A 13555-nucleotide genomic window follows, 5' to 3' on the forward strand; every position below is an offset into this window, starting at 1 on the left:
CTGATCCGCATTTTTGCGTAAACTTTTAGATTCGAACAGATCATGATGCACAAGAAAATGAATGCTTCGTACGGATGGATACTCGCGTTTTTATTGTGTTTTACGGGTGTCCATGCTCAATTGTTAAACCCGGTTCGCTGGAATTTTTCTACCCAAAAAATCAACGATTCGACCTATGAGCTGCATTTCCGGGCAAGCATTGACCCCGGATGGCACATTTATGCGCAGGATGCCGGTGAAGGGCCTATTCCCACATCCTTTCACTTTCAGCAGCTACAGGGCTGGAGATTGGTCGGACCTGTGCAGGAACATGGTAAAAAAATCTCCCATTTCGACGGAGCCTTTGGTACCGTGCTGAAATATTTTGAACGTGAGGTTGATTTTGTGCAAACGGTTAAACAGGCTGGACCTGGAAGCGGAAAAATTGAAGGTAGCCTGGAATACATGGTTTGCAATGATAAAAATTGCCTGCCTCCCAAAGAAGTCCCTTTTTCATTTCAGCTCATAGGCCATGCATCCCGGCAAATAGCTTCCCCTGCTGGTGCGGATTCTGGTTTGATGAATCTGCCGTCTGGCCAGGCTGATGCACACCAGGTTTCAAAAACCGATAATCAGGAACCAAACCCCGTGGTTGCTGTAAGTCAATCAGATGAAGCTCCCGGTAAATCGCTCTGGTGGATATTCTGGGCCAGCCTGGGCGGAGGTTTTCTGGCGTTGATAACCCCCTGTGTATTTTCCATGATACCCCTTACCGTAAGCTTTTTTATCAAACGAAGTGCATCCCGAAGCAAAGCCATCCGGCATGCAGCTGTGTATTCCCTTTCCATCATCGTGATTTATACCGGGCTGGGATTTATCATCACGCGTCTGCTGGGTGTAGGAGCTTTAAACACCCTGGCCAGCAACATCTGGGTGAATCTGATTTTCTTCGTGTTGTTTGTTTTGTTTGCTCTATCTTTTTTGGGTGCCTTTGAAATCCGATTACCTGGCGCTCTGGCTACCCAAACAGATGCAAGGGCAGGAATAGGGAATCTGGCGGGAATTTTTTTCATGGCGCTTACGCTGGCTATTGTTTCCTTTTCCTGTACGGCTCCCATCATTGGCAATCTGTTGGTGCTGGCCGTGCATGGAGGCGTGAGTGGCCCGCTGGTAGGCATGTTCGGATTTTCATTGGCACTGGCCATTCCGTTCTCCGTGTTTGCCATTTTTCCGCAATGGCTGCAGAAAGTAGCTCGGCCCGGCGGCTGGCTCAATGCCGTGAAAGTTACACTGGGCTTTGTGGAGCTGGCATTGGCCTTCAAATTTCTTTCCAACGTGGATATGGCCTATCATTGGAACATTCTGAATAAAGAAGTTTTCCTGGCTATCTGGATTGTCATCTTCGGGCTAACGGGACTGTACTTGCTGGGAAAGCTCCGCCTGGCTGGTGATGCCCCGCCTCAGGCCCTTTCCATCCCAAGATTGTTTTTTGCCATGATGTTTCTGGCCTTTACCATTTACCTGATTCCAGGATTGTTTGGTGCCGAGCTTCGTGGCATCGTAAGCGGATTTCTACCCAATTACTCGGGGATGTATTTCCCCTCGCAGGCACAATATGTAGCCACAGGCCCTTCGCTTGCTTCTGCCCAACCCAGAAAATATGCAGACATCTTTGCCAAATCAACGCCGCCGGGATATACAGCATATTACGATTACGACGAAGCCTTGCAGGTGGCCCGGGAACAACACAAACCCGTGATGGTAGATTTCACCGGCTGGTCGTGTGTCAACTGCCGGAAAATGGAAAATGCCGTGTGGACAGATCCTGCTGTACGGCAGATGATTAACCAGCATTTTATTTTGCTTTCCCTGTACGTGGACGATCGTACGCCGCTGCCCGATAGCCTGCAATATATTTCTCGGGTGGATGGTACTAAGATTAAAACCCTGGGGCAGAAAAATGCAGATTTTGAAGCAGCCAGATTTAACAGAAATGCCCAGCCTTATTATGTGATCCTGGATCCTCAGGGCAATCTACTTTCGGATCAGGGCTATGGCTACGATCCGGATCCAGCCCATTTTTTGCAATTCCTTCAAAAAGCATTGGATAAGTTTCATCAGCGCACCGCAAGCTGAAGCTGGATAGTCTCTTTCAGCCGATCCAGAGGCACTTCTGTTTGCACACCACTGCGAAGGTCTTTCATGGCAACCATTTGCCGGGCATATTCTCTTGAGCCCAACATCAGCACCAGCGGAATACCCTTTTTGTCGGCATATTTCAGCTGTTTATCCATTTTCACCGCATCGGGATATACTTCTGTGGCAATACCTTCCTGCCTCAATTCCATAGCGTATTGCAGCACCTGAGTTAGCAGGGCATCATCCATCCGGAGCCAGAGCACCTGGGTTGCCATACCCGTTGATGCAGGGAAACGCTGCAGGCTTTCCATCACATCGTAAATGCGCTCCACACCAAAGGAAATGCCCACTCCGGGGACACCGGGCAGGCCAAACAACCCCGTAAGGTTATCATACCGCCCTCCACCACCCAGGCTACCCATCTCTGCTTCCAGCGATTTTACTTCCAGAATCAGGCCTGTGTAATAATCCAGCCCCCGGGCAAGGGTAAAATCCACGTCCACGGATGCCCAGGCCGAAGGTGTATTTTTTAGTTGTTCGATGACAAATGATACATCCTTCACCGCCTCCGCGGCAGCCGGATGATGTTTCAGCAACTCCAGCACGGACTGAAGCCGGTTATCCGCCGGTTGAGTGGAAAGGTCCATGTACTCCCGGATCAGATGCAACGCATGTTCCGGCAGGCCTTTCTCCTGCAATTCGGCTTCCACCTGTTGCATGGAAGTTTTGTCCAGCTTATCAAGGGCTGTGGTAATCACAGGCATCCAGGATGGATTCCCACAACATTCGGCCAGAGCCTGCAAAAACTTACGGTGATTGATGCGAATGCTTACCCGAAGTGATAGGCGGGAAAATACAAGCTGGTAAAGCCTGATGAGTTCAACCTCATTCAGCAGGGAATGACTGCCAACAATATCTGCATCACACTGAAAAAATTCCCGATAGCGCCCTTTTTGCGGCCTGTCGGCCCGCCAGACGGGTTGTATCTGATACCGCCGAAAGGGAAACACCACCTGATGCTGATTCATCACCACATAGCGGGCGAAAGGAATGGTGAGATCATAGCGAAGCGCTTTTTCGCAAAGCAAATTGGCCAGCTCCCGATTATCCTTTGCCTGCTGCGCAAGAGGAAGAATATTGCCATTATTCAGAATGCGAAATATGAGTTTATCGCCCTCTTCGCCATATTTGCCCAGCAAGGTGCTGAGGTTTTCCATGGCCGGCGTTTCAATAGGCTCAAAGCCAAATAATTCAAAACAGGTCCGGATGGTTTGAAACAAATATTGCCTTTTGCGCACCGCATCAGGAGCAAAATCGCGCGTGCCTTTGGGTAAAGCAGGTTTAATCATGTTGATAGCGATTCGTATTCTTCATTTCAGGATGAGCAATCCATTTCGTCAGCCAGGCTTCACTGGCAGCTTTTATCTGCTGAAAGACAGGTTCAAACAACGCATCATCAAACCAGGGATCGGGAACAGATACCGGATGCTGCGGTGAAAGGGCTTCCGTCAGCATAAACACTTTTTTGCGGTCATCCTCATGGCGCGCCTGCTGCATCACCTGATGCAGGTTATCTCTATCCATCACAAAAATATAATCAAACCTGTCAAAGTCTGCCCTGCCAAATGGCCTTGCGCGATGCTGGCTGATGTCAATTCCGTGGCGCTTTGCCGTAGCAATGGCCCTGCGATCAGGTTTTTCACCGGCATGCCAATCGCTGGTTCCCGCTGAGTCTACCTCAACAGCCAAACCATAATCTTCAGCCAATTTCCGGAAAATACCTTCTGCCATCGGCGAACGGCAGATATTTCCCAAACAGACCATCAACACCCGCGTAGGCAACCTATGCATGCAACAGTTTGTTAAAAATTTGCAGATACTTATCTTCTCACGCTAAAAATGCATTCCAGGCGGCAAAATTACATTCTTTCCCGTCATAAGGCTTGAAAAACAGGCTGTGGAAAAAATATTGCCTGCTCATCTTTTCAACGAGAGGCCAGGCAGATGAGTGAAAATCTTTTTGTATAATTGCCAGCTTCTGTATGGAACCATATCGACAAAAAAGCAAAAAGTTAAGCGCCATGGTCAGCGGATTGATAGGAGTATGCTATGTGTGTGTGGGACTGGTGCTGTTTTTCCATAAGCAATTGCATTTGCAGTTTTCGCTGGACAACACCTTTACTTACGTGTTCGGTGCCATTTTGCTGATTTACGGAATGTACAGAGTCATCAAAAGCTGGAAATCATATTTTTCTTATTCAGGTCAGGACCGTTAAGATACTGTTAATTATTTTGGGATGAAAACACAAAGACTCATAACCGGATTTTTGGGCCTCTGGCTGGCATGTTTTTCCTGGACTTCCTGCAATCAGCAGGCAAAACATCCCACAGATACCACCACATCTGGCACTATTCATATCAGCGTGGATATTTCCTATGAGCCTCTGATGGATTCGGAAATCAAGGTTTTTGAAACCCAGCATCCGCAGGCACATATCATTGCTTCCTACAAGCCGGAAGCCGATTGTTTTAAAGATTTGCTCAACGACAGTGCCCGCCTGATTATCGTTACCCGTGATTTGAATGAACAAGAACAGGCTTATTTCAAAAGCATCAAAGAACCCATAGTAAGCAAAATCCTGGCCTGGGATGCCATTGCCGTGATTGTGAATCCTTCCAATCCGGATACCAACATGACGGTAGATGAGCTGGCAAAGATTACCACCGGCGAGTATCACGGCAAGCCTGTGCAACTGGTCTTTGATGAGGAAAACTCCAGCACGGTGCGATTCATCATTGATTCCATCAATCACGGGAAACCCTTACCCAGCTACGCAATGGCAGCCAATGGGCCTTCTCAGGTGGTTGATTATGTAGCTTCCACACCCAATGCTATTGGATTGATAGGTGTAAGCTGGGTATCAGATCCGTATGATACCCTGGCGCTATCATTTCTGAAAAAGGTGCGCGTGGTTGGATTAAAGACTGCAAGCGAAACCCGATACTTTAAGCCCTATCAATACTACATTGCCTTAAAAAGTTATCCATTGACTCGTGCATTTTATTTTATTTTGCGGGAACCCTATTACGGATTAGGTACGGGTTTTGTCAATTTTCTGGCCAGTGATAAGGGACAGCTGATTATTGCAAAATACCGCCTGTTTCCGGCTTTGATGAATATTGTATTCCGGGATGCTACCATTCAATAAATTGTATATTATTGTCCATTAAAAAATGAATACACAATGAAGATGCGCTTTATCAAGAAGTTTGTCATGGTGCTGGCCTGTCTGGCCACAGGTGCGGCTGTTCATGCACAAAGTGTAGATGATGCCATTCAGAATCTGAAGTATCAGAAATTCCGGACAGCCAAGCAGATCTTGCAACAATACCTATCCACTCATCCCAAAGATGACCGGGCTTATTATTACCTGGGCCTTGCCGATCTGGGGCTGGATCTGGCCGACTCTGCCCGAATGGACTTTCAGCAGGGGCTGCAGGTCGATCCTAATTCACCCCTGAATACGGTGGGCATGGCTCGCCTCGATATTCTCAACGGTAAATACGATGACGCCAAAGCAAAAATCCAGCAGGCTTATGATGCCTCCAAAGGACGTGATTTTGAAGTGATGCGGGCCATCCTGGAAGCTACGGCTCTATCTCCCAATGCCGATAACCGCTATGCGATTGACCTGCTGCTGCAAATGAAAAACGATCGCAAAAACAAAAAGTACAATTTCACGGCCGATGATTACATTGCGCTGGCCGATGCCCAGCTGCAACTGCCAGGCGGTGCAGGCGATGCAGCAACCAATTATCAGAACGCATTCTATGCCGATCCCAAAGACGCACAGGCCTACGATAAATATGCCGAAGTGCTGATGAGCGCCCGTGCCTTTGACAATGCCCTTGAATATTATCATAAGGCTATTGAAGCCAATCCTAACTACCCCCCTGCCTATCTGCATCTGTATGAATACTACCGGCTGCGCAACCTGGATTCAGCCGAACAATATCTGAACCAATACATGGGGTTGGCCGATGATAAAGTAAATGCACAAGTAAACCTTGTGGATCTGCTCTATACCCAGGGTCTGCTGCAGCACGATACATCCAAATACCGCCAGGCTATCGAAAAGGCAAATGAAATCATGAATCAGGTGAATGATGTCACCCAAACCCGTCTGTACAAACTCATTGCCGTCAGCGACCTGGCGCTGGGTGATTCCCTGGATGCCAAAAAGAATATGGATATCTATTTTTCCCGGCATCCAGACCCCAGGTATGCCAAATTTGACTATCAGACTTATGGCCAGATCCTGATGAAACTCAATCAGGATTCACTCGCCAATGTGTATTTTGCCAAAGCCATTGACGCTGATACCACACGCGACCTGAATGCCCTGCGGGGTATAGCAGAAGACCTGCGTAAACAGGATAATTTCCGGGGAGCAGCCTTGTACTACAAAAAAATTCTGAATCTTGCCGACGGTCAGGCACAGGTTGCGGATTATTTCTGGTATGGATTTTCCCTCATGTACAGCGATGAGCCTGACAGCGCAGTGGCCGTGTTCCAGGAAATGGCGAAAAAATTCCCCGAAAAGCCGAATCAACGTACCGCTTATTATTACTGGGGGCAAGCCCTGATGATGAAAGATACGGCTTCAACCGGACCTGTGGGACTGGCCATTGAGCCTTTGCAAAAATACCTGAGCCTGGTTGATACTGTGAATGCAGAAAATCAGAGCCAGGTTACACGCGTATACTACTATCTGGCTGCTTCCTACCTCACCAAAAACGATTACGATAAAGCCAGTTCGTATGCCGATAAACTGGCTACTTACAATCCTCAGCTGGCTTCTCAGATTTATACCCAGATTGCGGTTAATTATCTCCACGCCAAAAACCGCGAAGGCGCTACCAGCTTTGCCCAAAAAGCCCTGAAAATTAACCCTGGTGATTCCACCTCCCAGCAAATTTTGGATTATTACAAACAGCTGGATGAATACAATGCCAAAATGCGGGAATACGAGAAAAAGAAAAAACAAAGCGGCGGATAGCAGGTTGATTCTCACGATATAGATTCAAACCCCTTCTTCGCTACGAAGAAGGGGTTTGTTTTTATTCATCAGCCTGAATTGCCGTTGAGCAAGGCGTTTGACCATTCAAATCTTTTCAGTCTTTAACTCAAGCATTTTTGCCTAACTTTATTCACGTGAATGCCGCATAGCCTATGCAATTTTCAGATAACCTGTTCTTAGCGTTTCGTTCTGTAAAAGGCAACCGGCTGCGTACCGGACTTACCATTGCCATCATTGCCCTGGGTATAACTGCCTTAGTGGGCATTATCACAGCCATTGAAAGTATCCGCACATCCATTTACAACAATTTTGCAAGGATGGGTGCCAACGGCTTTGTAATTCGCAGCTGGGAAATGCGCATTTTTTTCGGGGGAAGCCAGCAGGTCCAGAAAGGCTCTACCAAGCAAAAAGTAAAAACATCCAACCGCAACCAACCCATCACCTACGAACAGGCTATGGCTTTTAAGCAACGTTTTCGCTTTCCGGCTGTTGTAAGCATTTCCTACCGGGCATCAGGCACCGCTACGGTATATTTTGAAGATAAAAAAACCAATCCCAACGTAACGGTCATGGGTGCCGATGAAAATTATGTCAAGATCAACGGATTTGATTTTGATGCAGGCCGGAATCTGAATCCCGATGAATTGCAGAGCGGCTCAAATGTGGCGATCATCGGGCATGATATCGCTCAGAAATTATTTGGCACAAGACCTTCGGAAGCGATCGGAAAAGATATCCGCATCGGCATGGTAAAATATCGGGTCGTGGGCGTCATGAAATCAGTAGGGAATACAGGTATTTTCAGTGCAGACAATCTGGTAATTCTTCCGCTCAACAATGTGCGCCGCGTGTACCCAATCAGCAGCAACAGTTCTTTTCAGATTGGCGTGATGGTGCCGCAAATTGCCCTGCTGAATACAGCTATTGATGAAGCTACGGGTACCTTCCGCCTCGTCAGGCATCTGGCTTTGAATGAAGCTGATAATTTCTATATCACGCGCAGCGATACACTTGCCGATATGCTGTTTGGCAGTTTGAAAAAAGTGCGTTTTCTCACATTCGGCGTAGGATTGATTACGTTGCTGGGCTCCATCATTGGACTGATGAATATCATGCTGGTGGCCGTAGCCGAACGTACACGGGAGATCGGTGTAAATAAAGCCATTGGGGCTACAGCGATTACGGTTCGCAATCAATTTTTGTACGAATCGATTCTCATCAGTCTTTTAGGAGGCGGGCTCGGCATTGTATTAGGTATTGCCATTGGCAACCTGGTATCGTTGTTGTTGCACGCTGGCTTCATCGTGCCATGGCTCTGGATTGGTGGAGCCATAGCCTTATGCGCAGCAGTGGGCCTGGTAGCTGGTGTTTATCCGGCTATGAAGGCAGCCCGCCTGGATCCCATTGTGGCCCTGCGTTATGAATAAATATCAATCCTGCTCAGGAAGGCAAAATGATGGATGATTTTTTTATGCCACTCATCAACTCGATACTGCGTTGAATGAATTGATTTAAAGCTTCCCCACTGAGCATTTGTTGCGACAAAAGGGCCAAATCAGCCAGGTTGCGAATCATTTTCCGCTGTTGCTCTTCATTTTGTTCCTGTAAAATCTGCTGGTAAATGGGGTGGTTGGTATTCACGGTAAGCACCAGCTCATCGGGAATGCGTCCATACCAGCTGGCAGCCTGCCCACTCATGGAAGCCATTTCTTTTAACCGGCGATTCATCTCAGGCCGGGTGGCCACCACAGGCTGAGTTTCCGGAGAAAGACCCTTCAGCTCCACCCGATAAGCCGGATTCGGTACTTCTTTGGCAAACAGCTCTTTCAGCCTGGCTTCTTGCTGGGCAGTAAGTACACTGTGTGAACTTTCATCGCGCTTCACAAGGCGTTCCGGTATATCGGCATCTACACGCGTAAATACCACATCCTCCCATTTTTCTTCCATCGACTGGATAAAGGCCGCATCAATGATGGAATCGAGTTTTACCACCACATATCCCCTGTCACGTGCAGCTTGCAGATAGCTGTATTGTTGATCCACATCGGTCGTGTAGAGGATTACCAATTTTTGATCCTGATTGGTCTGCAGCGGCGCAGCTTTTTCCCGGTACTCAGCCAAAGTATACCAGGTGGACGTTGAAAAGGCATCCTGCATAAGCAGAAAAGCCTGTGCCCTTTCCCGGAACTTATCATCGGTCATCATGCCATATTTCACAAACAACCCGATATATTCCCACTTTTCTTCCAGCTCTTTGCGATCCTGCTTGAAGATTTCTTCCAGCTTATCGGCTACTTTTTTGGTGATATGGCTGTTGATTTTGCGCACATTGGGATCGCCCTGCAAATAGCTGCGGCTTACATTTAGCGGAATATCGGGAGAATCAATCACCCCATGCAATAGCATTAAAAATTCGGGCACAATATCCTTGACCTCATCCGTCACAAACACCTGATTGCAATACAGGCTGATGCGGTCTTTCTGAATATCGAAGTTGCGGCTGATTTTGGGAAAATACAATACCCCGTTCAGATGAAACGGATAATCCACATGCAAATGAATCCAGAATAACGGAGGATCATAGTGAGGATATAGCTCCTTGTAGAATTTCTGGTAATCCTGCGACGTGAGCTCTGAAGGCCTTTTGATCCAGATGGGTTCGGTATTGTTGATTTGCTTTCCTTCAAAATAAATCGGAACCGGCAGGAAACGGCAATATTTCAGCAAAATAGCCCGGATGCGTTCGGGCTCCAGAAATTCAAGACTGTCTTCATATAGATGCAAAATGACATCAGTACCCCGCCAGGGTCTTTCAGCTTCCTCCAGGGTAAATTCGGGACTTCCATCGCAAACCCAGCGCACAGCCTGCGCTCCTTCCCGATAGGAACGGGTCACAATTTCTACCCGCTCACTTACCATAAAAGCCGAATAAAAACCCAGCCCGAAATGGCCGATGATGGATGCCCCATCTCCCTTGTATTTACTGAGAAATTCTTCTGCACTGGAAAAAGCCACCTGATTAATGTACCGGTCTACTTCCTCAGCTGTCATCCCGATGCCCCGGTCTGAAATGGTAATCGTGCGCTTAGCCGCATCGAGCTTCACTTCTATGTCAAGCGTTCCAAGCTCTCCCTTAAATTCGCCGCTATTGGCCAGCATTTTCAGTTTCTGGGTAGCATCCACTGCATTGCTGATCAGCTCCCGGAGAAAAATTTCATGTTCGGAGTAGAGAAATTTTTTGATGATGGGGAAAATATTCTCTGTGTGGACGCGTATCTGACCTTTTTGCATAACAATCTGGGTTTAGCAGGCAAAACTACGATTTGCCGCTTTTCAAACCCTGTGCCACCCCCAACTGCTGACAGATTGTCTTGGTATGGTTTCATAAATTCTCCTATCTTTGCACTCCCAAATTCATTAAACACTGGTATGATGAACAACTATGAATTGATGGTGATCTTCACCCCGATTCTTTCTGAGGAAGAATATGCCGCCATGCAGAAGAAGTATGTGGATTTTATCCAGGAAAATGGCGGCGTTATCGTCCATCAGGAACCCTGGGGACTCAGATCACTGGCGTACCCCATCCAGAAAAAGACTACCGGTCTTTACTGGGTGCTGGAATATCAGGCGCCATCCGACCTCAATGCCAGGCTTACCGTTCAGCTGAACCGCGATGAACAGGTCATGCGACACATGATTACCCGCCTGGATAAATATGCGGTAGAATACAACGCCAAGCGCAGAGCTGGAATTCAGCAAAATGCCATTCAAAAAGAATTTGATAACCTGAATGCCTAATTATTCATAACTATGGCGACCAAACAACCTGAGATCAAATATCTAACGGCTACCCGCATTGAAAAAAAGCAAAAAAAATATTGCCGTTTCAAAAAGCTGGGTATCAAATATATTGATTACAAAGACGCAGAATTTCTGAAAAAATTTCTGAACGAACAAGGGAAGCTGCTTCCCCGCCGCATTACCGGTAATTCCCTGAAATATCAGCGAAAACTGGCTACAGCCGTAAAAAAAGCCCGCCAGATGGCATTGCTTCCCTATGTAACTGATATGCTGAAATAATTCTCTTCTAAAAAAGTGCATTTCCTATGCAAGTGATCTTGTTGCAAGACGTTGAAAACCTGGGACATCAAAACGATCTGGTGACCGTAAAAGACGGATATGGCCGCAATTATCTCATTCCCCGCAAACTCGCTGTAGAAGCTAATCCTTCGAACCTGAAGCAGCTGGAGCAGCGCAAAAAAGCCGAACGCCGCAAAGAAGAAGCCTTGCTGGCCACCATAGCCCAGGTAAAAGAAGCACTTCAGGCCTCCCCATTGCGCATCGGAGCCAAGGTGGGTACCAGTGGCAAAATATTTGGTTCCGTCACGCCCGTACAAATTGCACAGGCTATCAAATCCCAGAAAGGATATGAAATTGATCGCCGGCGCATTCACCTGCTGGAAGAAGTAAAGGAACTGGGTGTATATACCGCCCGCATTGATTTTGGCAAAGGCAATGAAGTAGATGTACAATTTGAAGTGGTAGCCGAATAAATAAAGCTATGAAAACCTGCCTGCCGGACAGGCAGGTTTTCAACTCCAAGCTGCATATTTCGTATGCAGCTTTTTTCATGTCTAAAAATCATAGGTCCTTCGCGCAATATTCCATCGCAGAGCAAGGCTTACAAAGCTGGTATTGGCCTGCGGATCGTAACTGAAATATGCACCGCCTGTTTTCCGGTACAGATACGAAAGATCCAAATAAAGATGGTATTTAAGTTCGTAGGAAAGGGTCAGATTCAGGCTGGCAATTTTTGCATCTAACCCTTGCCCGATGCGGTTATTGTAATCTTGTTGACGGGTATCATAACTTTTGAAAATATCACTCCCCCAGTTTACATTCCCACTGTCGCGCCCCTGTTGCACAAATAAAAGCTGACCCTGCAATACCCATCTGGGAAAGGGCTGATAACGGGCAATGCCGATAAATTCTTTGAAATTGGCTCCCATCGGGTCGGCCAGCGGCTGATTGTAATTCGTGTAATTGGTAATGGTGTCACTATGCGTATAGGTATAAGGCCGCACAATATTCATTTCACCTTGTAAATCCAGATTGTTTATTCCGAAAGCATTTATATATTTCCCTCCCAGCTGTGCAGCCCACTTATTGCCCCACCAGCCATCATGGCTGAGAAACTCGCTGATACGCAACTCATCAAACAGAAATTGCCCGTAAAACTGCCAATGATGCGCCACATCGGCCTTTGCATGAAAACCCACATGTGCCTTATCCGGACTGCCCAGCTGCTGTTCTACCGATCGATAAAAAATAACCGGATTCAGGTACTGAAAATCAAAATGATCGGGTCGGGAAAAAATCACGCTTTCAAATACACCTACATTTAACCATCGTGTTACATCCATGCTAAGGTCGTGCAACGCCATGTATTTTTTGGGTCGCAGATAATCACTGTCCGGATTAAACTGTGAGGTTAATTCAGCAAACAAATTGTAATAATGCAATCGCCATACATTGGTATTCAATTTCAGATACAGATAATCACTGGAAAAATCACTCAGGAATAAACTGCGGAAACCTTCACCCAGAAAGTTTTTACCATATCCGAAATCCACATCAATAAACTTTGTGACGTTAAATGAAATATATCCCGTTGCATGAATATAATCCACACCATTACCCTTGTATGATTTGTAAAACCCCATACCAGGTACGGCTTTATAATCCTGAATCCATTGCTGCACAAACAACGGAGGCCTTTCCTGGTTATCCGATAAAAAAGAATAAAATCCGATTTTATTTGCCAGCCGACCTTTTAACTCCAGGCCACGGGTATTGATAAAAAGGAAATCTCCATTATGCGCTTCTTTACCTGCCTGTAGCAGCAATACGGGATTGATGGTAAAATACAGGTCGGGACTATTATATTGAAACAGATAAGCAGGCGATGTATAGAAATGCTTCCATACAGGTTGCCGGCTTTTTTCTGCTAAAGTGGAATCATTCAGCCATTCAGGAAAATCTGTGTACAGCTCACTGATGGTATAACGATCCGCAGAAGAAAGTTTGTGGTTCAATTGCGAATCAACCTGTTGTATAAAAGGTATCAGGGCTGATGCTTCATAAGGCTTCACAAAACTGGAGTACGTGCCCGGGAGTCTGCCCGACAATATTTCCAGACGATCTGCTACATGATAGGCCGGCTGATGCAGAGGAATTTCGGTAGATTGGGCATGAATCCTGTTATTGCATAATATCAGGGCTACCAGGAAAAGCAAACAGGCTGCAGGTCGGGAAAGAATGCGCGAAGGATACTGCATAGCGTAACGACAGAT

12 protein-coding genes are annotated in these 13555 nt (G+C 46.8%); 8 read left to right on the forward strand and 4 right to left on the reverse strand.

The genetic code is table 11. From position 1 onward, the window contains the following. Positions 1-42 precede the first annotated feature (42 nt). Positions 43-2115 carry a protein-disulfide reductase DsbD family protein gene (locus tag BM367_RS02940; RefSeq protein ID WP_092457479.1) on the forward strand — a complete coding sequence of 691 codons (2073 nt, stop codon included), beginning with the start codon at positions 43-45 and terminating at the stop codon, positions 2113-2115. On the opposite strand, the gene hisS is transcribed toward BM367_RS02940, so the two are convergent. Together hisS and BM367_RS02950 are read right to left on the reverse strand one after the other, a co-directional pair. Then, positions 2097-3467: a histidine--tRNA ligase gene (gene hisS, locus BM367_RS02945; RefSeq protein ID WP_092457482.1), complete on the reverse strand. Its 1371-nt coding sequence runs from the start codon at positions 3465-3467 to the stop codon at positions 2097-2099. The genes BM367_RS02940 and hisS overlap by 19 nt on opposite strands. After that, the gene (locus tag BM367_RS02950) at positions 3460-3969 is read right to left on the reverse strand and encodes a low molecular weight protein-tyrosine-phosphatase (RefSeq protein ID WP_245759875.1); all 510 of its coding nucleotides are present in this window, start codon (positions 3967-3969) and stop codon (positions 3460-3462) included. The genes hisS and BM367_RS02950 overlap by 8 nt, the downstream gene beginning before the upstream one ends. 191 nt (positions 3970-4160) lie before the next feature. Here BM367_RS02950 and BM367_RS02955 point away from each other — a divergent pair, with 191 nt between their 5' ends. From BM367_RS02955 to BM367_RS02970, 4 genes are all read left to right on the forward strand, one after another. Then, positions 4161-4394, forward strand: coding sequence for a hypothetical protein (locus BM367_RS02955; RefSeq protein WP_092457485.1), 234 nt, complete (start codon positions 4161-4163; stop codon positions 4392-4394). 21 nt (positions 4395-4415) lie between these two features. After that, positions 4416-5327, forward strand: a complete 912-nt coding sequence (locus BM367_RS02960) for a PstS family phosphate ABC transporter substrate-binding protein (protein ID WP_092457488.1) — start codon at positions 4416-4418, stop codon at positions 5325-5327. 36 nt (positions 5328-5363) lie between these two features. Continuing rightward, positions 5364-7178 (forward strand): tetratricopeptide repeat protein, encoded by a 1815-nt coding sequence (locus BM367_RS02965; RefSeq protein ID WP_092457491.1) that lies wholly within the window; start codon positions 5364-5366, stop codon positions 7176-7178. A 173-nt stretch (positions 7179-7351) separates the two neighbouring features. After that, positions 7352-8626 (forward strand): ABC transporter permease, encoded by a 1275-nt coding sequence (locus tag BM367_RS02970; protein WP_092457494.1) that lies wholly within the window; start codon positions 7352-7354, stop codon positions 8624-8626. 13 nt (positions 8627-8639) lie between these two features. Here the strand turns inward: BM367_RS02970 and htpG are convergent, their stop codons facing one another. After that, positions 8640-10490: a molecular chaperone HtpG gene (htpG, locus tag BM367_RS02975; RefSeq protein WP_092457497.1), complete on the reverse strand. Its 1851-nt coding sequence runs from the start codon at positions 10488-10490 to the stop codon at positions 8640-8642. A 138-nt stretch (positions 10491-10628) separates the two neighbouring features. Between htpG and rpsF the strand changes: the two genes are divergently transcribed. From rpsF to rplI, 3 genes are read left to right on the forward strand one after another with little or no spacing between them, the layout of a single operon-like run. Continuing rightward, on the forward strand, positions 10629-11000 hold the full coding sequence (gene rpsF / locus BM367_RS02980; RefSeq protein WP_245759876.1) for a 30S ribosomal protein S6: 372 nt from the start codon (positions 10629-10631) through the stop codon (positions 10998-11000). Positions 11001-11012: 12 nt separating this feature from the next. Then, positions 11013-11282 (forward strand): 30S ribosomal protein S18, encoded by a 270-nt coding sequence (rpsR, locus tag BM367_RS02985; RefSeq protein ID WP_092457500.1) that lies wholly within the window; start codon positions 11013-11015, stop codon positions 11280-11282. 26 nt (positions 11283-11308) lie between these two features. Further along, positions 11309-11755, forward strand: coding sequence for a 50S ribosomal protein L9 (rplI, locus tag BM367_RS02990; RefSeq protein ID WP_092457503.1), 447 nt, complete (start codon positions 11309-11311; stop codon positions 11753-11755). Positions 11756-11836: 81 nt separating this feature from the next. On the opposite strand, the gene BM367_RS02995 is transcribed toward rplI, so the two are convergent. Further along, the gene (locus BM367_RS02995; protein ID WP_092457506.1) at positions 11837-13540 is read right to left on the reverse strand and encodes a hypothetical protein; all 1704 of its coding nucleotides are present in this window, start codon (positions 13538-13540) and stop codon (positions 11837-11839) included. Positions 13541-13555: the final 15 nt, after the last annotated feature.

The organism is Thermoflavifilum thermophilum, assembly GCF_900116565.1.
Classification (GTDB): domain Bacteria; phylum Bacteroidota; class Bacteroidia; order Chitinophagales; family Chitinophagaceae; genus Thermoflavifilum; species Thermoflavifilum thermophilum.

Coding starts and splice junctions, on each gene's coding strand:
- BM367_RS02940 (WP_092457479.1), top strand. CDS start 43: ATGATGCACAAGAAAATGAATGCTTCGTACGGATGGATACTCGCGTTT.
- hisS (WP_092457482.1), bottom strand. CDS start 3,467: ATGATTAAACCTGCTTTACCCAAAGGCACGCGCGATTTTGCTCCTGAT.
- BM367_RS02950 (WP_245759875.1), bottom strand. CDS start 3,969: ATGCATAGGTTGCCTACGCGGGTGTTGATGGTCTGTTTGGGAAATATC.
- BM367_RS02955 (WP_092457485.1), top strand. CDS start 4,161: ATGGAACCATATCGACAAAAAAGCAAAAAGTTAAGCGCCATGGTCAGC.
- BM367_RS02960 (WP_092457488.1), top strand. CDS start 4,416: ATGAAAACACAAAGACTCATAACCGGATTTTTGGGCCTCTGGCTGGCA.
- BM367_RS02965 (WP_092457491.1), top strand. CDS start 5,364: ATGAAGATGCGCTTTATCAAGAAGTTTGTCATGGTGCTGGCCTGTCTG.
- BM367_RS02970 (WP_092457494.1), top strand. CDS start 7,352: ATGCAATTTTCAGATAACCTGTTCTTAGCGTTTCGTTCTGTAAAAGGC.
- htpG (WP_092457497.1), bottom strand. CDS start 10,490: ATGCAAAAAGGTCAGATACGCGTCCACACAGAGAATATTTTCCCCATC.
- rpsF (WP_245759876.1), top strand. CDS start 10,629: ATGATGAACAACTATGAATTGATGGTGATCTTCACCCCGATTCTTTCT.
- rpsR (WP_092457500.1), top strand. CDS start 11,013: ATGGCGACCAAACAACCTGAGATCAAATATCTAACGGCTACCCGCATT.
- rplI (WP_092457503.1), top strand. CDS start 11,309: ATGCAAGTGATCTTGTTGCAAGACGTTGAAAACCTGGGACATCAAAAC.
- BM367_RS02995 (WP_092457506.1), bottom strand. CDS start 13,540: ATGCAGTATCCTTCGCGCATTCTTTCCCGACCTGCAGCCTGTTTGCTT.